Source organism: Pleionea mediterranea, from assembly GCF_003148745.1.
Lineage (GTDB): Bacteria > Pseudomonadota > Gammaproteobacteria > Enterobacterales > Kangiellaceae > Pleionea > Pleionea mediterranea.
Window position 1 is genome coordinate 390,964 of the sequence record NZ_QGGU01000001.1, and the last position, 20,860, is coordinate 411,823.

A 20,860-nucleotide genomic window follows, 5' to 3' on the forward strand; every position below is an offset into this window, starting at 1 on the left:
TGTTTAATGTTTTCAAGTCGTTAACTTTAGTATAGGCAGATTTTTCGGATCACACTGAATTTTTGTGGCATTTTCCATTTTATCTTTGCATAAGGCTAAAACTGAAATGCCCATTTCGTTGCTCACGGCACAAATGACATCGCCCATTTTTTTCTCATCGCCATACAGTGGGCTGCCCGGAGCTGGGGCTTGTTGCGACTCGCCTGTTAGAATTCGCATGTGGGACTTTAGCTTACCCTTATAATGCATCCGAGCAACAACTTCCTGACCAGTATAGCAACCTTTATCAAAACTGACGGCTCCCATTTCAATCAGGTTCAGGTTATGGGGCAAAAAGGTCTCGATGGTTTCTGGGTAAAGTCGCGGCAATCCCTGTTCAATATCTTGTTGAAGCCAAAGTTCATAATTTTTAACTTCAGATGTTTCTTCTTGCCATTGGGATAACGCAGTTTCTGGACTGCACAGCTGTATCGACCGTTGATCGTCAATCTGAACGGTTATCGCGTTATCAGATTGAGATACTGTAAATTTATCTCGGTCTGTTTGCGATAAGTGGGTGCCGGTGATAGCCCATTGAGCAGACACATCGCTGATGTCCGCTTTATAAAATACCGCAAACTTTTTTAATCGCTCTACTGTACTGCTCACCAGTGATGCTGGAAGCAGACAAAGCAATTCATCTTTTGAGTGTTCAATTAATAAAAATAGAGAGTAAATTCTGCCTTGAGGGTTGCAGACTGCAGTAAACAGGGCCTTATTTGCGGATAACTTCTTAATATCTGCAGTGATCTGACCTTGTAAAAAATCTCGACATCCGTCTCCACTTAGCCGGATAACACCATAATTACTGAGATCATAAAGTGTACTAGAGTTATGCTCAGCCGAATGAGTAGCGTTATCTTTAGCAGTATTTAAGCGCTGTTTAACCTGATCAAGCCATTGTTGTTTCATTTAATCTCCTCAAATTGCAAAGGACGCTTGCGTCGCGAGCAAGCTTACATTAATTTAAGCGCCATTCAACAGACAGTGGTAGTTTAAACGAAATGAGTGAAACTTTTGATCGAAAAAAAATCATCTGGACCTGCCGCCGAGGAATGTTGGAGCTGGATGTTATTTTGATCCCATTTGCCGAACAACATTTTGAACATTTGTCTGATGAGGACAAGCAATTATTTGTTGAGCTGCTTGAGCAGGCTGATCCGGATTTGTTTAACTGGATTATGGGCTATGGAATGCCTGTTGAAGCAAAGTGGCATTCTCTAATTGAGCATATTCGTAAGGTTATGAAGGTTTCATAACAGGTTTAAGGCTGGCAAAAATGATTAATGGAATAATCAAAGGCTGTATGCAAAATGTTTTTTCAAACATCCCAGAGTTCAACTCGAGTCTGTCGGGATCTGATCGATGCCATCATTGAATCGTCATCATGAGTACTCAACGGCATACGGGGCTTACTGGATAGGGTACCTGTGTTTGATACAGATTTTATTGATGGCATTTTTATACGCTATTTCAACAAGCTGGATCATTCAACACAGCCAAGTTCAACAACAACCATTTTTAATGATGGCTTTGGTGACCATGTTGATTCTGTTTGTCATCGTGTTGTTTTGGCAAAAGCGTAAACAGAGGCATGGTTTTCTGGCTTTTGGTGAAGGCGTCTGGGGTTATCGATCATCAAAAGAGCAACGTTATCAGCCAGTACAACCCCTGGAGTCGTCCAGATTATTTCCCCATGTTTTAATGATTGTGTTTCGCACCCAACAACGGCATAAGCACTATGCGTTTATCTGGATTGATGTGATTGGTGATCATCAGTTCAGGCAGTTAAACCGGCAGCTGCAGCAGTATTTCTTTTTACGTCGCAAATCTCAAGCCAGTGAGCGGGATAAAATTATTTAACCTGAACACGGGATAAGGTGTGTCACCGATTGTTTGTTAATCAAGTGTTACAAGCTATCTCAAAACTTGCCTTGTTTCACCGTCGTTCGCTATTTATGAGATAGCTTGCAACCTTTCGTTTTGCCATAAGCTCACTATCAAGAAAGTTTGGGCGATAGTAGAGTATTAATAAGTTGTTGGCCGGTTTCCGGGTAATCGATAGTGTGGTGTAAGCCGCGGCTTTCTTTCCGCTGCATCGCACATTGCACCATTAACTCGGCAACTTGAACCAGATTTCGTAATTCCAGTAAATCGTTGGTGACTCTGAAGTTGGCGTAATACTCGTGGATTTCCTGCTTCAGTAATTCAATCCGCCGTTGCGCGCGTGCCAAGCGTTTGTCACTTCGAACAATTCCGACATAGTTCCACATAACCTGTCTTAATTCATGCCAGTTATGGGTTATTACGATTTGTTCATCCGAATCAGTGACGCGACTGTCATCCCATTCTGGAATGGAAGATTGTTGAAAAGGTTGATTAAATTTTGCTTCGATATCTTCGGCAGCTGCTTTGGCAAACACCAGACATTCGAGTAATGAATTGCTTGCCATTCGGTTAGCCCCGTGAAGTCCGGTACAGGCAACTTCACCCACGGCATAGAGTCCATTTACGTTGGTTCGGCTGTTTAAATCCACGGTGACACCACCACAGGTATAGTGGGCGGCAGGCACTACCGGAATAGGCTGTTGCGTAATGTCGATCCCCAGCTCAAGGCAGCGCTGATAAATATTTGGAAAATGACCACGGATGAACTCAGCGCCTTTGTGAGTAATATCAAGGTACATGCATTCAACGCCGAGTTTTTTCATTTGATGATCGATGGCTCTGGCGACTATGTCGCGTGGTGCCAGCTCAGCTCGTTCGTCGTATTCTGGCATAAAACGGCTGCCGTCAGGGCGAATCAGTATGGCTCCTTCGCCACGCAAAGCTTCTGAAATGAGAAACGATTGTGCCCCGGTATGATACAGGCAGGTGGGGTGAAATTGATTAAACTCGAGGTTGGAAACACTACAACCTGCCCGCCACGCCATGGCGATGCCATCACCTGAGGCGACATCAGGGTTGCTGGTATAAAGGTAAACTTTACTGGCACCACCGGTGGCTAAAATAACAAATCGGGCATTAAAAACATCAACCGAATCATTATCCAGATTGAGCGCATAGGCTCCAGCGACATGATTGCCCTTGTCATTGTTATCGGTGATGAGATCGATGGCGTTATAGCGTTCAAATAAAGTGATATTGGATTGTTGTTTTACCGCGCCAACCAGTGTGGTCGACACAGCTCGACCGGTGGCGTCATCAGAATGGATAATACGACGATGACTGTGGCCGCCCTCACGGGTTAAATGGTATTTAACTTCGCCATTGGTGTCGGGTGGTTCGGTACTAAAGGCAACGCCCTGTTCGATTAACCATTCAATGGCCTGCTTTGAATGCTCAACAGTATAGCGAACCGCTTTTGTATCGCACAGTCCTGCACCAGCAATTAATGTATCATCTACATGAGAGTCGATGCTGTCCTTGGAATCCAGAACTGCTGCAATGCCTCCCTGGGCATAGAAAGTAGAGCCTTCAGTGAGTTCCGCTTTTGACAGAACAGCCACTTTACCCAGTCGACTTAAATGGAGTGCGGCGGTTAAACCGGCAGCACCACTGCCAATTACCAGAACATCGTGCGTAAACTGCGCCATAATGGTTCCTATGCAATCCGTTAAACCTGCAGATTGCTTGATTAAAAATTAAGCACAATCAAGTGCTTGTCGACAAAAACGCACTATTATCAAGAAAATTTAGCGTTTCTGTTAGCAGATTGTCATAATTATAAAAAATTTTAATCGCCAACACGAACTAATGTTGGGGCATAAGGTCAGACATGACAATGAATAACAACAACCTGACACTCAGGAGGAGGTATTTATGAGTGCCGGGAACGATAAAGAGCTGGTTGCTCGAGTACAACGCGGCGATAAGCAGGCTTTTGATCTATTGGTTAAAAAATACCAGCATAAAGTGTTTAGTTTAATTTCAAGACTGGTGCGAGATCCTGCCGACATTGCCGATGTTGCACAAGATGCTTTTGTAAAAGCTTATCGAGCGTTACCCAACTTTCGAGGGGACAGTGCTTTTTATACCTGGATGTACCGTATTGCTGTGAATACGGCAAAAAACCACCTGGTATCTCAGGGGAGAAGACCCCCAGATTCGGATATTGATGCCAGTGAAGCCGAGCAGTTTAGTGGTGTTGATGCGCTAAGAGACTTGGGTTCACCAGAACGGTTAGCGCTGCGAGACGAGCTTAAGCAACGGGTGGACGAAGCCATTAATGGACTTCCAGAAGACTTAAAGTCAGCCATTACTCTGCGTGAAATGGAAGGCATGAGCTACGAAGAAATTGCCGATGTGCTGAACTGTCCTGTGGGCACAGTACGTTCACGTATCTTTCGCGCCCGAGAAACGGTTGATCGCAGTATTCGGGAGTTATTATAAAAAGTAGTTGCAGTGGGTTGGGCTAAATTTACTCGCTATCATTAGAAAGTGTATTAAATTATTTCTGAATTGAGGAACTTTCTGAATTCAACGACGTCAATAAGATATCGCTCATTCAGTTGTGGTTAAGCTTTAAGATTTTGTTCATCGACAAGTTTTAGCTACAATTTAAACGATGCATCACTAGTTGTTTAATTTAGAGATGGTTAATTTGGCCGTCACTAGAATGAATCGAGCAATACTACTTTAGAACGCTTTTAAAAGCGTCGAAACGATTTTAATGTGTCACAACGGGTTGGTTGAGATGAAGCAAAATGAATTAAATGAGAAGGTGTCCGCCTGGATGGACGATGAGCTTTCAGAGCATTCTTCTGAAGCTTTGTATCAGTCACTGGCTTCATCTTCTGATGGAAAGCAGTCTTTTGAGTCTTATCATGCTATCCGTGCCGTGATGCAAAATGAAACTTCAGCGCACTGGCAGTCGGGCTTCAGCGATAGAGTTGCTTCGGCAATAGCCGATGAACCAGCCATTTTAGCGCCTCGAAATGTTTCTAATGTTAGAAAAACATTTACCGGCTGGGCAGTTGCCGCATCTGTGGCTTTAGCCGTAGTGGTTGGTGTTCAATGGTATCCAGAAGTTACCGCTGTCGATTCACCAGCTACCGCTGATATCAGTGATGATTTTAATCATTCCGGAGCTCAAAATAACTCTAGTGCCCAGCAAGGTAATGCAAATGATACCTTGTTAGCCGAATACCATGTTACGGAAGAAGAAAAAGCTCAGCTAGATCGAATCAATACTATCTTCAGCCGTTATTCCCAGCAAAATGGTTCAACAGCTAATGCGCAAATCAGTAATGTATCGCAGTCGTCACAGCAGTCATTGCCCTATGTGCGACTGGTTAGTGGTGAGCAGGTTAAAACCTTTCGCATGACCCCCAAACAATTTCGTCAGGTGATGGTTGAGCTTGAAAAGCGTAATCGCGAAGCCGAGCTAAAAGCTCAGCAGGAGTTGCAAAACGGTCGTCCTTGATATTTTTCAGTCTTATCATCATTATTAATTAAACTTATTATTTCGGCGTTGCAATTTTGCAGCGCCGATTTTGTTTTAGAACGGCTATATTTATAGTTGCTTATTTCATGGTTACTCAGTGGTTACTCAGAATTGACGTGTATCATGACAAGGTTTATTCCAGGAACGAGTTTAGTGTAGATTTTTGTTGGGATAGTCAGTTCTATTGACTTGAGTTTTTACGAATTTATCCCAATGATAAGATTATGATAAAAAATCTCTTATTACTCTGTGTAAATTAAACGACTTAGCATAATGCTCCAGGACTCATCCGGTGATGGCATCTTCATACGATAAATCTTCATTTCACAAAGAAACTGCGCATGTTGTGTCTGAAAGTGATGGTTATGTCTGGCTATCATCGATAACCCGGAGTGGTTGTCATTCTTGTGACGCTAATCAGGTGTGTGGAACAGGCTTATTGAGTCATTTGTTTGGTCGTCGACGGTTTTATCTTAAAGTTAAAAATACTTTAGGGGTTAAAGCGGGTGATGATGTTTTGATTTCCATCCCAGAGCGCAGCCTGCTAATGGCTTCATTGTTACTCTATCTGTTTCCTGTATTTGCCATGTTTGTAACAGCCGTTATTGCACAGAGTATGCTTATGTCCGAGGCATGGGTGGTTCTCTGGTCTATTTTTGGTTTGCTGGCTGGCTTTGCGGTGGCCCGATTGCTTTGCAAACGTCTGGAAACTGGGGCAACCTCACAAATCACCTTGCTTGCAAAGGTTGAACCTAACATGGTGTTACAAATAGAACAGCCGACTTAAAGAGAATTTCAGCACTTTTATTTTTGCAGAGAGTCTTAGCTTTGAGCGTGTTTATCTTTCATTCTTTGGGATGCAGGCGGTTATTTTATGACACAACAAGGCAGAGGGAGTGATGAATAGTTATTCTATTTAAATGACCGATAACGCAGTTGTGTCATAAAATAACCCCTGCCCGAAGGGTTGAGGCTAAAATTAAGCCACTCTTTGTTGTGAATTTCTTATTTAGAGTAACTAAACCTCAAAATTCACGCCGCGACTGGCTTAATTTTAACTTTCAACATCTCAAATAATGAAAGATAAACACGCTCTAGTTTCGGATCAATGTGATCCTTGTCGTTATTACCGTCAACCCATTTGAAGGAGAATTTAACGGTGACACTATTAAAGGCATTTTCTATTTCAATTTTTTTAATGCTTTCCACGGTTGCTCAGGCGGCCTATCCCGATTTTTCCAAGGTTGTTGAAAAAGTTCGACCGTCTGTCGTTGTGATCAAGACCGAAGTGGAAAGTCGTGGGCGTAAGGCTCCTGGACCATCGGGCTCAGGTTTTGTGATCGATGAAGGCGGTTATGTATTAACCAATCGACACGTTATTCATGGTGTTGAATCCATCTTTGTACAGTTGGTGAATAAGAAAATTTATAAGGCAGAGCTGCTTGGTGAGGATTCAGGTACCGATATTGCTTTGTTAAAAATCGATGCTCCTGACCTGCAAAAAGTGACCGTAGGAAACGTTGAAAAACTAAAAGTTGGCGCCTGGGTATTGGCTTATGGTGCGCCATTTGGACTGGAACATACGGTAACTGCCGGCATCGTCAGTGCCAAGGGGCGTAGTCTAAGAACTGAGCAGTACGTGCCTTTTATTCAGACAGATGCTGCTGTTAATCGCGGTAATTCAGGTGGACCACTGTTTAATGCCGATGGTGAAGTGGTTGGCATTAATTCCCAGATATTCAGTATGTCCGGCGGCAATATGGGGCTGGCGTTTGCTATTCCCATGGATTTAGCAATAGATGTCAGCGAACAGTTGCGAAAAGATGGTCGGGTGAGTCGCGGTTATCTTGGCGTTGGTTATGAAGAGCTGGATTATGATCTGGCCAAAGCCCTTGGTGTGGAAGAGGTAAGAGGCGCTGTTATAAACGCGGTTTCGCCAGATTCGCCTGCAGAAAAAGGTGGTCTTGAAGTGGGTGACATAGTACTTGAAGTGAATGATCACAAACTGATAAATGCTGCAGACTTACCCTTTATGGTGGGTCGTATTCGCCCCGGTGAAGAGGTGGATCTTGTGGTTATGCGAGAAGGCAAGTTAAAAACACTTGAAGTGACAGTGGGTGAACGTCCAGATGCTGAAGTAGCGGCACAAAGACGGCCCGGTGAAAGCTCCGAGTCGTCATTAGGATTGTATGTGACCGAGTTGCCCGATCGTTTACAGGAAGCGGCCGATGTCGATTATGGTGTGCTGGTGCGCCGTGTTGTAGCGGGACCTGCACAAGATGCCGGTATCCGCGAAGGTGATATCTTGCAGATGCTTAACCAACAGCGTATTGCGGATCTTGACGATTATGAGGCTGCATTGGAACGACTGCCTGAAAGCGGCTCTGTCGCTGTGTTGGTGAATCGCCGAGGCTATGGCCCGCGATTTCTGGTGCTAAAACTGGAACAAAACTAGCCCTGAACGATGGCTGCAGCAGAATAGCCTGATATCTGCTGCAGCTTCCTCTGCCTTTGTGGTGTAAAATGCGGTAGAATCGCGCCTTTTGATGCACCAAATACTGGGCTGGCGCTGATGAAGTCGCTACATCGCAGTTATTAAGACGTTTCTGGGCTATCCAACACTATGTCATACACACAATTCATTCGAAACTTTTCTATCATTGCACATATCGACCATGGTAAGTCGACCTTGTCGGACAGGCTTATCCATTTTTGTGGTGGTCTGAGTGATCGTGAAATGGAAGAACAGGTACTGGATTCTATGGATCTTGAGCGAGAGCGAGGGATCACCATAAAAGCACAGAGTGTCACCCTCGACTACAAAGCCAAAGACGGAAATACTTATCAACTGAATTTCATTGATACCCCCGGACATGTGGATTTTTCGTATGAAGTCTCACGTTCACTTGCCGCCTGTGAAGGTGCGCTTTTAGTTGTTGATGCCGGACAGGGCGTAGAAGCGCAAACCGTGGCCAACTGCTATACGGCAATAGAGCAAGATCTTGAGGTTATTCCTGTTCTGAATAAAATTGATCTGCCCGCCGCTGATCCGGAAAGAGTGAGTCAGGAAATAGAAGACATTGTAGGCATTGAAGCCATTGATGCGGTGAAATGCTCTGCAAAAACCGGTGTCGGTATTGAAGATGTTCTGGAAACCATTGTTGCCAAGATTCCACCTGCTCAAGGCGATGATAAAGCGCCATTGAAAGCACTTATAGTTGATTCATGGTTTGATAATTACCTGGGGGTTGTCTCTCTGGTACGTGTAATGGAAGGCACATTAAACAGTGGCGATAAAATGCTGGTTATGTCGACTGGCAAATCTCATCTCGTAGATCAGGTTGGTATCTTTACTCCCAAGCGCAAAGATACCGGTACCTTAAGAGCCGGAGAAGTAGGCTATGTGATTGCTGGCATTAAAGATATTCATGGTGCTCCTGTTGGGGACACCTTAACTCTGGTTAAAGAACCATCGAAAGAGCGACTGCCCGGTTTTCAAAAAGTGAAGCCGCAAGTGTATGCGGGACTGTTCACCGTATCATCCGATGATTACGAAAGCTTTCGCGATGCGCTTGGCAAGTTAAGTTTGAATGATGCGTCACTCTTTTTTGAACCAGAGAATTCAACGGCCTTGGGCTTTGGTTTTCGATGTGGCTTTTTAGGCATGCTGCATATGGAAATCATTCAGGAGCGACTGGAGCGAGAGTACAACCTCGATTTAATCACTACCGCGCCAACCGTTGTGTTTGAAATTGAAACCAACAGTGGTGAAGTGGTTTATGTTGATAACCCTTCCAAGCTGCCTGAGCCGGGTGATATTGCTGAGATGCGAGAACCCATTGTTGAAGCCAGTATTTTGGTTCCTCAAGATTATCTCGGGAATGTTATTACTTTGTGTGTTGAAAAGCGTGGCGTTCAAAAAAATATGCAATACGCGGGCAATCAGGTGTCTTTGACTTATGAGCTGCCGATGAACGAAGTAGTGCTGGATTTCTTTGATCGTATAAAGTCGGTTAGCCGGGGCTATGCATCACTCGACTATAACTTTATTCGTTTCCAACCGGCATCTTTATCACGTCTCGATATTATGATTAATGGCGATAAAGTTGATGCTCTGGCAATGATTGTGCATCGGGAGCAAGCGTTTTATCGGGGCCGTGCGCTGGTTGAAAAAATGAAAGAGCTGATCCCGCGGCAAATGTTTGAGGTGGCGATTCAAGCTGCCATTGGCAATCAAATTGTTGCTCGCTCAACCGTAAAGGCTTTACGTAAAAACGTAACGGCAAAATGTTATGGCGGTGATGTCAGCCGTAAGAAAAAATTATTGCAGAAACAGAAAGAAGGTAAAAAGCGCATGAAGCAGGTAGGACGTGTGGAGATCCCACAAGATGCCTTTTTAGCAGTGCTTCAAGTAGGCAAAGAATAAAATAAACAGGTGAGTTAATTTGCATATGGACTTTCAAACATTTTTAGTTGTTGCGTTTGTTATATCGACTATTGTCAGTGGACTGGATAAGTGGGTATGGTCGAAGCAGCGCCGAGATCAAATGAATGCGGCGAAACAGAAAAAGCGTAACCTTGATTTTGATACGGCTGAGAAAATTTTAGCCAAGCCAAGCTGGGTTGAGTTTTCGGACTCGATGTTTGTGTTGACCTGTGTTGCCGCCATTGTTTGGCTAATGTTGCCAAATTTTGAACTTATTCTGGTTGTTGCGCTAGGCATAAGCTTTGTTATTACGTTGGTTGAAAAATTGTATCTTGAGAAAAAGAAAAAACAACAAGTGCATGAGCTTTATCAACGACATTCTCATCCCGACGAAAAAGAAGTGCAGAGCATTTCTAAAATGCCCTGGTGGATTGATTATGGCTGGTCATTTTTTCCATTATTGTTAATTATTGTTTCGTTACGCTCATTTTTTTATGAACCTTTTAAAATTCCCTCTGGCTCAATGAAGCCAACCCTTTGGGTGCATGATTTTATATTGGTCAATAAATTTGCCTATGGGTTGCGCTTGCCGGTTACTAAAACCAAGCTAACAGATGGTGCTAAGCCTAAACGTGGTGATGTTGTTGTTTTTAGAGCGCCCCATGAACCTGAAAAAGATTACATTAAACGTCTTATTGCATTGCCGGGCGATACGGTCTATTACACACCCAGTCAGCAAGTGTTTATTAAACCCAATTGCAGAACTGAGCAAGCTATAGCTGCTGCGAAAAAAGCCAATTTAACCTGTGGTGTAAAAAATAAAATTAGACAGACATTGGTATCAGCACGTGGCTTTGAAGGGGCGGATGTGTATCAGGAAAACTTGGCAGGTGTAAGTCATGATATTTTAATTGAACCAGAAGCAAAGGGTGTTGATCGATATTCGGCACAGTTTGTCAGCCGTTATAATGATGCAGTAAGAGCTGGTGAAAAGGTAAACAAACGTCAATTATTCGCTTCCGTTGGTGCATATTACGAAGACTGGAAAAAAGGTGTTGTCGTTCCTGAAAATAGCTTTTTTGTTATGGGGGATAACCGTAATCACAGCAGTGATGCTCGCTTTTGGGGCTTTGTTCCTGAATCCATGATGGTCGGAAAAGCCGAAGCCATATGGTTGCATCTGGAGTTTGGGTTTGAAGAAAAAGGCGGTATTTTAAGCTATATTCCAACCGGCGTTAACTTTGACCGGGTTGGCGCCATTAAGTAACAAAAAACAGGCATTCTGCTAAACTAAAATAATAATCAACACAGGAGAGCAATCATGTATCAGAAACAAAGAGGCGCAACCTTTTGGCAGTGGTTGTTTATTGGTGGCATGGTTGGTATTTTTCTTTATGTCGGCATGAGTCTAACACCCGTATATATAGAAAGTATGAGTGTAAAAAAAGCACTTAAAAATGTAGAAAGCGCTGGTACTGCATTAACCAAGCGGGAAGTAAAAAATAAAATCTTGTCGCAATTTCAAATTGATCAGGTTGATCGCGTCGGTGAAGAAAATATCAAGTTCAAGCCATTAAGAAGTGGCAAGATGGAAGTGTCTATTGATTATGATGTGAAAGTTCCACTGATCAGTAATTTGTTTATTTTAGTTGAGTTTCGAAATAAAATCGTAATTTAACACCTACCTTATGTTTGTTATTGAACAACTAATCATTTGAGTATTTTATGCGCCAACACCAAGCTCTTGAAGCATTACAGTCGCAATTGAATTATCAGTTCAATGACAACACTTTATTAGAACAGGCTTTAACGCACCGAAGTGCAAAAGGCGCTCATAATGAGCGCCTTGAGTTTTTAGGTGATAGCATTTTGGGATTTATTATCGCAGCAAAACTGTTTGAGATCTTTCCCAACGCAGACGAAGGGCAGATGACGCGTTTACGCGCCAAGTTGGTTAAAGAAAAAACACTGGCAGAAGTTGCCAATGAATTATCATTAGGTGACTTGTTATCGCTTGGTGGTGGTGAATTGAAAAGCGGTGGCTTTCGTCGCGCTTCTATTTTATCCGATGCATTTGAGGCTTTGCTGGGTGCTATTTATCTCGACAGTGGCGTTAAATCGGTGAATCAGGTTATCGACTCTCTTTACCAGTCTCGTTATCAAAAATTGTCGTTATCGATGGCAGAAAAAGATCCTAAAACACAGTTACAAGAGTGGCTTCAAGGACGGCAAAAATCTTTGCCTGAATACGAAGTCACCCGTTCCGAAGGACAAGATCATAATCGAACTTACTGGGTTCAGTGTACTGTTGCCGGAGCTAACTTATCCACCGAAGGACAAGGTTCAAGTCGACGAAAGGCTGAACAGTCTGCTGCGCAAAAAATGATGGAGCAAATCAAACATGGCAACTGATAAGAAAACACGATGTGGTTATGTTGCCATAGTAGGTCGACCAAACGTTGGTAAGTCAACGCTGTTAAATCGACTTCTGGGACAAAAGATCAGTATTACGTCAAAAAAACCTCAAACCACTCGTCATAGAATTTTGGGTATTGATACAAAAGATAATACTCAAGTGATTTATGTGGATACGCCAGGGCTTCATGTTGAAGAGACTCGTGCGATTAATCGACTGATGAATAAAGCCGCCAGCTCATCAACCAAAGAAGTTGATATTAATGTGCTGGTGGTGGATGGCACACTTTGGAATAAAGACGATGACTTGGCGTTAAATTTTATCAAACAGTCGAAAGCGCCAGCGATATTATTTGTTAATAAAATCGACAATGTAAAAAACAAAACAGAATTACTACCACACTTGCAACAGTTGGGCAGTCAATACGACTTTCTTGAAGTGATCCCTGGTTCTGCAGAAAAAGGCGATAACGTAGAGCTGCTAGAAAGTATTTTGTTTAAACGTATGCCAGAAGGTGAATATTACTTTCCGGAAGACTATGTGACCGATCGCAGTCAACGTTTCTTGGCAGCCGAAATTCTTCGTGAAAAAATTATGCGGCACTCGGGTAATGAAATTCCTTATTCTGTTACCGTAGAGATTGAGAAGTTTGAGTACGATGAAAAAGGTACCATGCACATCAGTGGTCTTATTTTGGTGGAGCGTAAAGGTCAAAAAGCCATTGTGATTGGCAATAAAGGTGAAAAACTAAAAGTCATTGGTCGTGATGCACGTCAGGAAATGGAGCGACTTTTTGATGGCAAAGTGTTTTTGCAAACCTGGGTGAAGGTAAAAGATGGCTGGGCCGATGATGAAAGAGCACTGCGATCCTTAGGCTACGATGAGCAATAATGACAAGTGAGCGAACCGCCATACCGCTTATTGTATTGCATAGTCGCCCATACAGTGATTCCAGTTTAATTATTGAAACCTTTTCTGAACACCAGGGGCGTATACCAGTATTGTCAAAAGGTGCCAGGCGAACGGGCAAACAAAGTTTACGCGCGCAATTACAGATGGGCGTGTTGATTGAAGCCTGTGTTACCGGACGTGGTGAAATAAAGTCACTCGTCCGTCCTGAAGTTATTGAGAGTACGGCAGGTTTTTATGGGGAGTCTTTTGCCATGGCCAGTTATATCAGCGAGTTGCTGATTAAACTAACCCATCCCGGAGATCCTCACCCATCGTTGTTTTCAAAAATATTGAATTGCTTTAAAGCCATTTCGACACGTCAGAATACGCTGTTATCAATTCGTTTATTTGAGCAGTGTTTGTTAACGGAAATGGGCGTTAATGTTGATTATGAGCAAGACGTAAATGGTAATGCAATTGATGCAAATGAATTTTATCGGCTTACGCCTTTTTATGGCTTTGAGTGTGTCGCTATGGATGATAAAAATGTCGAATCAAGGTCATCACATGTGCCACTAAAAGGCGAAGCACTGTTAGCTATTTCCAGACAATATTTATCCGATGCTGCCGTGTTATCCACTGTTAAGTACATTAATCGTCGACTGATCGATGCACAGCTAGGTACAACAAAGCTGAACAGTCGAGAGTTGTGGCTTAAATGGCATGGGCGTTATCAACAAACCCAAAAAGCATCATTATCTATGCAGAATAATAAGGCATAGCTGGAAAATATCTATCGCGGCAAATGCGATTGGCTAAATTCTAAAGATTAATAAGTTCAGTCAATACATCTGAACGTTTTGATTTGGAGATTTTAAAATATGAAACAACCTGTTTTACTCGGTGTGAATATTGATCATATTGCAACACTTAGAAACGCTCGTGGTACCACATATCCAGAGCCGGTAACTGCCGCTGCTATTGCTGAGCAAGCTGGGGCCGATGGTATCACTATTCATTTGCGTGAAGATCGTCGACATATTGTTGATCGTGATGTGTTTTTGTTAAAAGAAACTCTGGAAACACGCATGAATCTCGAAATGGCGGTAACCGATGAAATGCTATCCATTGCAGAAAAAGTGAAGCCCACTTATGTGTGTCTTGTGCCAGAAAAGCGTGAAGAGTTGACCACAGAAGGCGGTCTTGATGTGGTGGCTAATGAGGCAGCTATCAGTAATGCTTGTGAGCGCTTGGCTAATGTGGGGATACAGGTTTCGTTATTTATTGACGCTGATACATCACAAATTGATGCTGCCAAACGATGTGGCGCACCACTGATTGAGCTGCATACTGGTGGCTATGCCGATGCTCAATCTGAAAAGGAGCAGGTGACAGAGTTAAAACGTATTCAACAAGTTGCTTCTTATGCCCATAACATGGGGATACAGGTTAATGCCGGGCATGGATTGCATTACCACAATGTTCAGCCTATTGCGAAAATACCGGAAATCATAGAGCTTAATATTGGTCATGCAATTATTGCTCGGGCGGTATTCAGTGGACTGCAGCAGGCTGTAACAGAAATGAAGCGATTAATTGTAGAGGCAAGGCAATGGCCATAGTTGGCATAGGTACTGACATAGTTGAAATAAGCCGGGTTGAAAAATCCTTTAAGCGATTTGGCAAGCGCTTTGCTGAGCGTATTTTGTCGAATGATGAGTTGACCTCTAAAAAGTTTAAAGTACAACCGGCTCATTTTCTGGCGAAACGATTTGCTGCGAAAGAAGCCATTATGAAAGCTTTGGGCACCGGACTGGCAAAAGGTGTTAGATTTGATGATTTTACCGTTTTAAACGATGAAAATGGCAAGCCTGTTGTGGATGTTGGTGGTAAAGCGCACGACTTAATGGCAGAGCTGGGTGTTGTGTCGCTGCATATCAGCATTTCGGATGAAGAAAATCAGGCGATTGCTTTTGCGATTGCTGAAAGCTAGAACAGAGTTTTAGCTAGTTTATTAATGAAACTAAGTTGCATAGACAACGACTTCAAAATGAAGCCGTTGTTTTACATTAAACTGACTGATACTAAACAACCAGCGATATAACTCAGTTTGTTAATTGCAATCTTTTAAGATTGTTCGGCAATTTCGGTTGCCAGTAAGGTATTTTCCATTAACGATGCGACGGTCATTGGGCCTACACCGCCCGGTACTGGTGTGATCCAGCCTGCACGTTCAGCAGCGACTTGGTAATCAACGTCACCGACAATGGAGCCATCTTCCAGTCGATTGATGCCGACATCAACCACAATCGCTCCCGGCTTTATCCACTCGCCTTTTACGATTCCGGGTTTGCCTACTGCAACCACCACCAAGTCCGCATTGGCCAGTTGTGCCGCCAAGTCACGGGTAAAGCGGTGAGTAACGGTCACCGTACAGCCTTTTATTAACAGCTCTAACGCCATTGGACGACCGACAATATTTGATGCGCCAACAATACAGGCGTTCATTCCTCGAATATCGACGCCCTCCAGAGATTCCAGCAGAGTGACAATCCCTTTTGGAGTGCAGGAGCGAAGTAGTGGGTTTCGTTGAACCAGTCGGCCTAAATTAAAAGCATGAAAGCCATCCACATCTTTGGCTGGGTTAATTCTTTCCAGTACCTTATTGGAGTCAATATGAGCCGGAATCGGTAATTGCAGTAAAATGCCATGAACCGAATCATCTTCATTTAGCGTATCGATGGTAGATAACAGTTCTTGCTCACTGGTGGAGCTTGGCAGCTCTATCTTCTGGGAGCGAAAGCCTATTTCTTCACAGGCCTGAACCTTCTTGCTGACGTAGATTGATGATGCCGGGTCATCACCCACCAGAATCACTGCAAGCCCGGGTCTCGCTTTACCTTGTGCCACTCGATCAGCCACTTTACTGGCAATGTTTTGACGGAGTGTTTTGGCGATGGCTTTGCCATCAATAATTTTTGCTGTCATATCTTAAAGCTGCCCAGTAAATAACCGATTCGTATAAGATGTATTTTCTCAAGAAACGGAGAAGGTTGAAAGCCCGAAAAATCACTCAATAAAATGTTTTTCCTTATTGACGCCCTCGAGTGAAATCAGTATTATGCGCGCTCTTCGGAGGGCAATGCCCTTTGAGTACATTATCGGGGAATAGCGCAGTCTGGTAGCGCGCCTGCTTTGGGTGCAGGATGTCGGGGGTTCAAATCCCTCTTCCCCGACCAGTTTACAATTGTGCTTGTGTTCATGGGTTAGGTTTTATAAAGCGCCCGTAGCTCATTTGGATAGAGCAACGGCCTTCTAAGCCGTGGGTAGCAGGTTCGAATCCTGCCGGGCGCGCCAGTTTTACGGTGGTGTTGCTCAGTGCAGACGAACCGTATACGACACAAGCATTAAAGTGTTTATGGTGGGTGTAGCTCAGTTGGTAGAGCCCCGGATTGTGATTCCGGTTGTCGTGGGTTCAAATCCCATCACTCACCCCAGTTTAGGCCGAATAATTAACTCATTATTTTATTATTAAAGTGAGTATTCGGTGTAAACCATGCAGGGTGGTGTGAGCATAGGGCCGATACCACATCATGTCATGGATATTAAAGAAAACGCGAAAGTGGTGGAATTGGTAGACACGCTGGATTTAGGTTCCAGTGCCGCGAGGCGTGAGAGTTCGAGTCTCTCCTTTCGCACCAGTTTTCTTTAAATGTATCTTGCCAAATAGCCCCCCGCATTGTTTATAGTTACTGATGCATAATTCAGCTGCTTTCTTAGGCGGCTTTTTTTGCTACTTATACAAGAACCTTTTTGGAGTATTGCAATGCAAGTTTCAGTCGAAACCACTTCAGCGCTAGAGCGCAAGTTAACGGTCAGCATTCCGGCCGAAAACGTTGATACTGAAGCGCAAAAGCGCCTACAACAGCTCGCTCGAAATGTGAAGTTAAACGGCTTCAGACCGGGCAAGGTACCGTTTAAAGTGGTTAAAAAGCGCTTTGGTGACAGTGTGCGACACGAAGTGTTGGGCGAAATGATGCAGCAGTACTTTTACCAGGCCATCATTCAGGAAAAAATCACCCCAGCAGGCGCTCCTTTCGTCGAGCCTGTTAAAAACGAAGAGGGTGAAGACGTAGAGTTTACCGCAACTTTCGAGGTTTACCCTGAAATTGAAGCTCAGGATATGTCAAAAGTGACCATCGAGCAGTTTACTGCTGAGGTTGGTGATGAAGATTTGAATGAAATGCTTGATACATTACGTGAGCAGCGCGCTTCATGGAGTGAAGTAAAACGTAAAGCGAAAGAAGGCGATCAGGTTGTTATCGACTTTAGTGGCACCATTGACGGCGAAGAGTTTTCTGGCGGTAAGGCCGAAAATCATGAGCTGGAAATTGGCTCAGGCGCGATGATCCCTGGCTTTGAAGATCAGTTAGTTGATACAAAAGCCGGTGACGAAAAAGATGTAACCGTTACTTTCCCTGAAGACTACCATGCGAAAGAGTTAGCGGGTAAAGAAGCTGTGTTTAAAACCACGGTTCATAAGGTCAACAAGAAAGAGTTACCAAAAGTTGGTGAGTTGGCAGAAGCACTGGGTGTGGAAGACGGTAATATCAACAAGATGAAAGAAGACGTTAAAGCGAATATGCAACGTGAACTTAAAAATGCATTAACGTCGAAAGTGAAAGAACAAGTGATGAATGCGTTAATTGAAGCCCACGAAGTGGATGTGCCAAAGTCGGCCATCGATGGTGAAATTGATGCTATGCGTAAACAAATGATCTCACAATACGGTGGCAACGAAGACATGGCAGCGAATCTGCCTGCGTCCATGTTCGAAGAGCAAGCCACACGTCGTGTAAAACTGGGGTTAATCATTGGTTCTGTGATCAAATCTAAAGAACTTAAAGCTGACGATGAAGACATTAATAATCAGCTTGAAGAAATGGCTTCTGTATATGAGCAGCCAGAAGAAGTGATTAACTGGTACAAAGAAGACAAATCCCGTCTGTCTCAAATTGAACAGCTGGTTCTTGAGCAAAAAGTGGTCGATAGCGTACTTGCTGATGCTAAAGTCGTCGACAAAGAGACCACATTCAAAGAGATTATGAACCAGCAAGGTCAATAATAACGAACAATGTTAACTATTAACCCTTCACTGTAAGTGGTTAATATTTAACTAAAAAAATACAAGCCCGGAGCCAATGCTGCTATAGTTGAGGTATCCGGGCTTTTTATTTGGGTAATTTTATTAAGACAACTAAATTATTCATTATGGGTTGATTAATTGAACACTGCCCCGATAACAAGTAATTGCTGTCCTGCGCGAAATCAATAGGAGAAAACATGCTGGACCCTAAGAATCTAGAAACTGCGGCTGCATTAGTGCCAATGGTGGTTGAACAAACCGCTAAAGGTGAGCGCTCTTACGATATTTACTCTCGTTTGTTAAAAGAACGAGTTATATTTCTGGTTGGCCCGGTAGAAGATCATATGGCGAACCTTGTGGTTGCACAGATGTTATTTTTGGAGTCAGAAAATCCAGAAAAAGATATTTTTCTATACATTAACTCTCCGGGCGGCTCTGTTACTGCAGGGATGTCAATCTACGACACCATGCAGTTTATCAAACCAGACGTAAGTACTTTATGTATTGGCCAAGCCTGTAGCATGGGTGCTTTCCTTCTGGCTGGTGGAGCCAAAGAGAAGCGATTTGCACTGCCAAATTCACGTATTATGATCCACCAGCCATTGGGTGGATTTCAGGGACAAGCTTCTGATATTGAGATTCATGCCAAAGAAATTTTACAAATGCGTGCTAAATTAAATGAAATTCTGGCGCACCACACAGGTCGTGAGTTGTCGGATATAGAGAAAGACACCGATCGTGATAACTTTATGAGTGCCAGTGTTGCTGAAGAGTACGGCATTATTGATAAAGTCATTACTAGCCGGCAGTAATTGACGGCTTTATATATTTCATTTAGCTATAAGGGATATTGCATAAAGGTATCCGTTGAGTGAAATTATGACAAAACGGCAAAAACAGCTAACATATAGGTATATCGGATTAAAGTAGCCGTGGGCTACGTGTTTTTAACCGAATTTGAGGATAGTTCATGAGTGATAAAAAAGGCACGGGTGGCAAAGACGATAGTGGCAAATTGCTCTATTGTTCTTTCTGCGGAAAAAGTCAGCACGAAGTTCGTAAGCTGATCGCTGGGCCTTCAGTGTTTATTTGTGATGAGTGTGTTGAACTATGCAACGATATTATTCGCGAAGAAGTGGAAGATATTGTTCAAGAGTCTGAAGGCATTAAATTGCCTGCTCCTCAGGAAATCAATGAAACACTTGATGAGTATGTCATTGGCCAGGCTCAAGCGAAGAAAGTTCTGTCAGTTGCGGTTTACAATCATTACAAGCGTTTAAATTCATCCACTAGTGGTAAAGGGGATGACGTTGAACTCGGTAAAAGTAATATCTTATTGGTCGGGCCAACGGGTAGTGGTAAAACTTTGTTGGCAGAGACTTTGGCAAGGCTTCTAAACGTACCTTTTACCATCGCTGATGCAACCACCTTAACGGAAGCCGGCTATGTCGGTGAGGACGTTGAAAACATTATTCAGAAGTTACTACAGCGTTGTGACTATGACGTTGAAAAGGCACAGCAAGGTATTGTTTATATTGATGAGATTGACAAAATCTCACGAAAAGCCGACAACCCTTCGATTACTCGTGATGTATCGGGCGAAGGTGTACAGCAGGCGCTTCTTAAATTGATTGAAGGAACCGTTGCATCTGTGCCTCCTCAAGGCGGCAGAAAGCACCCTCAGCAGGAGTTTTTGCAGGTCGATACCCGAAATATCCTGTTTATCTGTGGCGGTGCTTTTGCTGGCCTCGATAAAGTCATTCGCGATCGTTCGGAGAAAAGCGGTATCGGTTTTGGTGCTGAAGTTAGAGCCAAAGACGACAGTAAAAACGTTGGTGAGGTTTTGAGAGACGTTGAGCCGGATGATTTGGTGAAATACGGTTTGATTCCTGAGTTTGTCGGTCGTCTTCCAATTGTTGCGACGCTCGAAGAGCTGGATGAAGAAGCTCTGGTTCGAATTTTAAAAGAACCTAAGAATGCATTGACCAAGCAGTACAGCAAGTTATTTGAAATGGAAGATGTCGTTCTTGAGTTTCGTGAAGACGCACTTAAAGCGGTTGCACGGAAAGGTATGGAGCGCCGTACAGGAGCTCGTGGCTTACGTTCCATTATGGAAAAAGTATTGCTTGATACCATGTACAAGTTGCCGTCCATGGACAGTGTTTCCAAGGTGGCTATTGATCAGGCAGTGGTTGACGGTGAGTCGGAGCCATTACTCATTTTTGAAAATGAGTCTGGCAACAAAGCGGCATCGTCCGATAAATAATACTTGAGAGCCTGTTTATCTTACGTTTAGTACCTTCGTTGGAGAATGATGTTTTATCCAGCTTCAATAGATTGACTTTTCGAAGGTGCATTAATGAACATGAGGAATAGTGAAGTTATTCTACTCATTTGCTCTTAATATAATCACAACAAAGGCCAGGTTTCTGGCCTTTGTTGTTTCTGAATAGCGCTGCTGGCAGGTTTATTCTGTCATTCAATTGAATCTCAGCA

20 protein-coding genes and 4 tRNA genes are annotated in these 20,860 nt (G+C 43.3%); 21 read left to right on the forward strand and 3 right to left on the reverse strand.

Annotation, left to right across the window (positions count from 1 at the left end; genetic code table 11):
• Positions 1 to 12: 12 nt before the first annotated feature.
• Positions 13 to 951 carry a CAF17-like 4Fe-4S cluster assembly/insertion protein YgfZ gene (ygfZ, locus tag C8D97_RS01550; protein WP_109761578.1) on the reverse strand — a complete coding sequence of 313 codons (939 nt, stop codon included), beginning with the start codon at positions 949 to 951 and terminating at the stop codon, positions 13 to 15.
• A 92-nt stretch (positions 952 to 1,043) separates the two neighbouring features.
• Here ygfZ and C8D97_RS01555 point away from each other — a divergent pair, with 92 nt between their 5' ends.
• Both C8D97_RS01555 and C8D97_RS01560 read left to right on the forward strand, forming a co-directional pair.
• A complete protein-coding gene (locus tag C8D97_RS01555) occupies positions 1,044 to 1,298 on the forward strand; it encodes an FAD assembly factor SdhE (protein ID WP_109761579.1) in 255 nt (84 codons plus the stop codon).
• A 106-nt stretch (positions 1,299 to 1,404) separates the two neighbouring features.
• Positions 1,405 to 1,902, forward strand: a complete 498-nt coding sequence (locus C8D97_RS01560) for a protein YgfX (RefSeq protein ID WP_146196057.1) — start codon at positions 1,405 to 1,407, stop codon at positions 1,900 to 1,902.
• A 137-nt stretch (positions 1,903 to 2,039) separates the two neighbouring features.
• Here C8D97_RS01560 and nadB read toward each other — a convergent pair whose 3' ends face one another.
• The gene (nadB, locus tag C8D97_RS01565; RefSeq protein ID WP_109761581.1) at positions 2,040 to 3,635 is read right to left on the reverse strand and encodes an L-aspartate oxidase; all 1,596 of its coding nucleotides are present in this window, start codon (positions 3,633 to 3,635) and stop codon (positions 2,040 to 2,042) included.
• A 226-nt stretch (positions 3,636 to 3,861) separates the two neighbouring features.
• Here nadB and rpoE point away from each other — a divergent pair, with 226 nt between their 5' ends.
• From rpoE to acpS, 12 genes are all read left to right on the forward strand, one after another.
• Positions 3,862 to 4,431: an RNA polymerase sigma factor RpoE gene (gene rpoE / locus C8D97_RS01570; protein ID WP_109761582.1), complete on the forward strand. Its 570-nt coding sequence runs from the start codon at positions 3,862 to 3,864 to the stop codon at positions 4,429 to 4,431.
• A 304-nt stretch (positions 4,432 to 4,735) separates the two neighbouring features.
• Positions 4,736 to 5,464 carry a sigma-E factor negative regulatory protein gene (locus tag C8D97_RS01575; protein ID WP_170115102.1) on the forward strand — a complete coding sequence of 243 codons (729 nt, stop codon included), beginning with the start codon at positions 4,736 to 4,738 and terminating at the stop codon, positions 5,462 to 5,464.
• 316 nt (positions 5,465 to 5,780) lie between these two features.
• Complete coding sequence (locus C8D97_RS01580) at positions 5,781 to 6,272, forward strand: SoxR reducing system RseC family protein (protein ID WP_109761584.1); 492 nt, start codon at positions 5,781 to 5,783, stop codon at positions 6,270 to 6,272.
• Between the two features lie 372 nt (positions 6,273 to 6,644).
• Entirely contained in the window at positions 6,645 to 7,940 is a 1,296-nt protein-coding gene (locus C8D97_RS01585; RefSeq protein ID WP_245411370.1) for a Do family serine endopeptidase, read from the forward strand.
• A 168-nt stretch (positions 7,941 to 8,108) separates the two neighbouring features.
• Positions 8,109 to 9,911, forward strand: coding sequence for a translation elongation factor 4 (gene lepA, locus C8D97_RS01590; protein ID WP_109761585.1), 1,803 nt, complete (start codon positions 8,109 to 8,111; stop codon positions 9,909 to 9,911).
• A gap of 418 nt (positions 9,912 to 10,329) precedes the next feature.
• Positions 10,330 to 11,178, forward strand: coding sequence for a signal peptidase I (gene lepB, locus C8D97_RS18395; protein ID WP_425348727.1), 849 nt, complete (start codon positions 10,330 to 10,332; stop codon positions 11,176 to 11,178).
• Between the two features lie 54 nt (positions 11,179 to 11,232).
• Positions 11,233 to 11,589: a DUF4845 domain-containing protein gene (locus C8D97_RS01600; protein WP_109761587.1), complete on the forward strand. Its 357-nt coding sequence runs from the start codon at positions 11,233 to 11,235 to the stop codon at positions 11,587 to 11,589.
• Between the two features lie 47 nt (positions 11,590 to 11,636).
• Complete coding sequence (rnc, locus tag C8D97_RS01605; protein ID WP_109761588.1) at positions 11,637 to 12,323, forward strand: ribonuclease III; 687 nt, start codon at positions 11,637 to 11,639, stop codon at positions 12,321 to 12,323.
• Positions 12,313 to 13,218, forward strand: a complete 906-nt coding sequence (gene era / locus C8D97_RS01610) for a GTPase Era (RefSeq protein WP_109761589.1) — start codon at positions 12,313 to 12,315, stop codon at positions 13,216 to 13,218. Before rnc ends, era begins: the two co-directional genes overlap by 11 nt.
• Positions 13,218 to 14,000 carry a DNA repair protein RecO gene (gene recO / locus C8D97_RS01615; protein WP_109761590.1) on the forward strand — a complete coding sequence of 261 codons (783 nt, stop codon included), beginning with the start codon at positions 13,218 to 13,220 and terminating at the stop codon, positions 13,998 to 14,000. Before era ends, recO begins: the two co-directional genes overlap by 1 nt.
• A 99-nt stretch (positions 14,001 to 14,099) precedes the next feature.
• Positions 14,100 to 14,840 carry a pyridoxine 5'-phosphate synthase gene (gene pdxJ, locus C8D97_RS01620; protein ID WP_109761591.1) on the forward strand — a complete coding sequence of 247 codons (741 nt, stop codon included), beginning with the start codon at positions 14,100 to 14,102 and terminating at the stop codon, positions 14,838 to 14,840.
• Complete coding sequence (acpS, locus tag C8D97_RS01625; RefSeq protein ID WP_109761592.1) at positions 14,831 to 15,211, forward strand: holo-ACP synthase; 381 nt, start codon at positions 14,831 to 14,833, stop codon at positions 15,209 to 15,211. The genes pdxJ and acpS overlap by 10 nt, the downstream gene beginning before the upstream one ends.
• 134 nt (positions 15,212 to 15,345) lie before the next feature.
• Here acpS and folD read toward each other — a convergent pair whose 3' ends face one another.
• Entirely contained in the window at positions 15,346 to 16,206 is an 861-nt protein-coding gene (gene folD, locus C8D97_RS01630) for a bifunctional methylenetetrahydrofolate dehydrogenase/methenyltetrahydrofolate cyclohydrolase FolD (RefSeq protein ID WP_109761593.1), read from the reverse strand.
• A gap of 174 nt (positions 16,207 to 16,380) precedes the next feature.
• Between folD and C8D97_RS01635 the strand changes: the two genes are divergently transcribed.
• From C8D97_RS01635 to clpX, 7 genes are all read left to right on the forward strand, one after another.
• A tRNA-Pro gene (locus C8D97_RS01635) sits at positions 16,381 to 16,457 on the forward strand.
• A 41-nt stretch (positions 16,458 to 16,498) separates the two neighbouring features.
• Positions 16,499 to 16,575, forward strand: a tRNA-Arg gene (locus C8D97_RS01640).
• 64 nt (positions 16,576 to 16,639) lie between these two features.
• A tRNA-His gene (locus C8D97_RS01645) sits at positions 16,640 to 16,715 on the forward strand.
• Positions 16,716 to 16,834: 119 nt separating this feature from the next.
• Positions 16,835 to 16,919: transfer RNA gene (locus tag C8D97_RS01650), tRNA-Leu, on the forward strand.
• A gap of 125 nt (positions 16,920 to 17,044) precedes the next feature.
• A complete protein-coding gene (gene tig, locus C8D97_RS01655) occupies positions 17,045 to 18,343 on the forward strand; it encodes a trigger factor (RefSeq protein WP_109761594.1) in 1,299 nt (432 codons plus the stop codon).
• A 218-nt stretch (positions 18,344 to 18,561) separates the two neighbouring features.
• Positions 18,562 to 19,176 (forward strand): ATP-dependent Clp endopeptidase proteolytic subunit ClpP, encoded by a 615-nt coding sequence (clpP, locus tag C8D97_RS01660; protein WP_109761595.1) that lies wholly within the window; start codon positions 18,562 to 18,564, stop codon positions 19,174 to 19,176.
• A gap of 158 nt (positions 19,177 to 19,334) precedes the next feature.
• On the forward strand, positions 19,335 to 20,630 hold the full coding sequence (clpX, locus tag C8D97_RS01665; RefSeq protein ID WP_109761596.1) for an ATP-dependent Clp protease ATP-binding subunit ClpX: 1,296 nt from the start codon (positions 19,335 to 19,337) through the stop codon (positions 20,628 to 20,630).
• Positions 20,631 to 20,860: the final 230 nt, after the last annotated feature.

Excerpts from the sequence above, each read along its gene's own strand:
- folD (WP_109761593.1), bottom strand. The coding sequence starts at position 16,206 with ATGACAGCAAAAATTATTGATGGCAAAGCCATCGCCAAAACACTCCGT.
- C8D97_RS01560 (WP_146196057.1), top strand. The coding sequence starts at position 1,405 with ATGCCATCATTGAATCGTCATCATGAGTACTCAACGGCATACGGGGCT.
- rpoE (WP_109761582.1), top strand. The coding sequence starts at position 3,862 with ATGAGTGCCGGGAACGATAAAGAGCTGGTTGCTCGAGTACAACGCGGC.
- lepB (WP_425348727.1), top strand. The coding sequence starts at position 10,330 with ATGCCCTGGTGGATTGATTATGGCTGGTCATTTTTTCCATTATTGTTA.
- tig (WP_109761594.1), top strand. The coding sequence starts at position 17,045 with ATGCAAGTTTCAGTCGAAACCACTTCAGCGCTAGAGCGCAAGTTAACG.
- rnc (WP_109761588.1), top strand. The coding sequence starts at position 11,637 with ATGCGCCAACACCAAGCTCTTGAAGCATTACAGTCGCAATTGAATTAT.
- pdxJ (WP_109761591.1), top strand. The coding sequence starts at position 14,100 with ATGAAACAACCTGTTTTACTCGGTGTGAATATTGATCATATTGCAACA.
- era (WP_109761589.1), top strand. The coding sequence starts at position 12,313 with ATGGCAACTGATAAGAAAACACGATGTGGTTATGTTGCCATAGTAGGT.
- C8D97_RS01555 (WP_109761579.1), top strand. The coding sequence starts at position 1,044 with ATGAGTGAAACTTTTGATCGAAAAAAAATCATCTGGACCTGCCGCCGA.
- clpX (WP_109761596.1), top strand. The coding sequence starts at position 19,335 with ATGAGTGATAAAAAAGGCACGGGTGGCAAAGACGATAGTGGCAAATTG.
- lepA (WP_109761585.1), top strand. The coding sequence starts at position 8,109 with ATGTCATACACACAATTCATTCGAAACTTTTCTATCATTGCACATATC.
- C8D97_RS01575 (WP_170115102.1), top strand. The coding sequence starts at position 4,736 with ATGAAGCAAAATGAATTAAATGAGAAGGTGTCCGCCTGGATGGACGAT.
- nadB (WP_109761581.1), bottom strand. The coding sequence starts at position 3,635 with ATGGCGCAGTTTACGCACGATGTTCTGGTAATTGGCAGTGGTGCTGCC.
- C8D97_RS01600 (WP_109761587.1), top strand. The coding sequence starts at position 11,233 with ATGTATCAGAAACAAAGAGGCGCAACCTTTTGGCAGTGGTTGTTTATT.
- acpS (WP_109761592.1), top strand. The coding sequence starts at position 14,831 with ATGGCCATAGTTGGCATAGGTACTGACATAGTTGAAATAAGCCGGGTT.
- ygfZ (WP_109761578.1), bottom strand. The coding sequence starts at position 951 with ATGAAACAACAATGGCTTGATCAGGTTAAACAGCGCTTAAATACTGCT.
- recO (WP_109761590.1), top strand. The coding sequence starts at position 13,218 with ATGACAAGTGAGCGAACCGCCATACCGCTTATTGTATTGCATAGTCGC.
- clpP (WP_109761595.1), top strand. The coding sequence starts at position 18,562 with ATGCTGGACCCTAAGAATCTAGAAACTGCGGCTGCATTAGTGCCAATG.
- C8D97_RS01580 (WP_109761584.1), top strand. The coding sequence starts at position 5,781 with ATGGCATCTTCATACGATAAATCTTCATTTCACAAAGAAACTGCGCAT.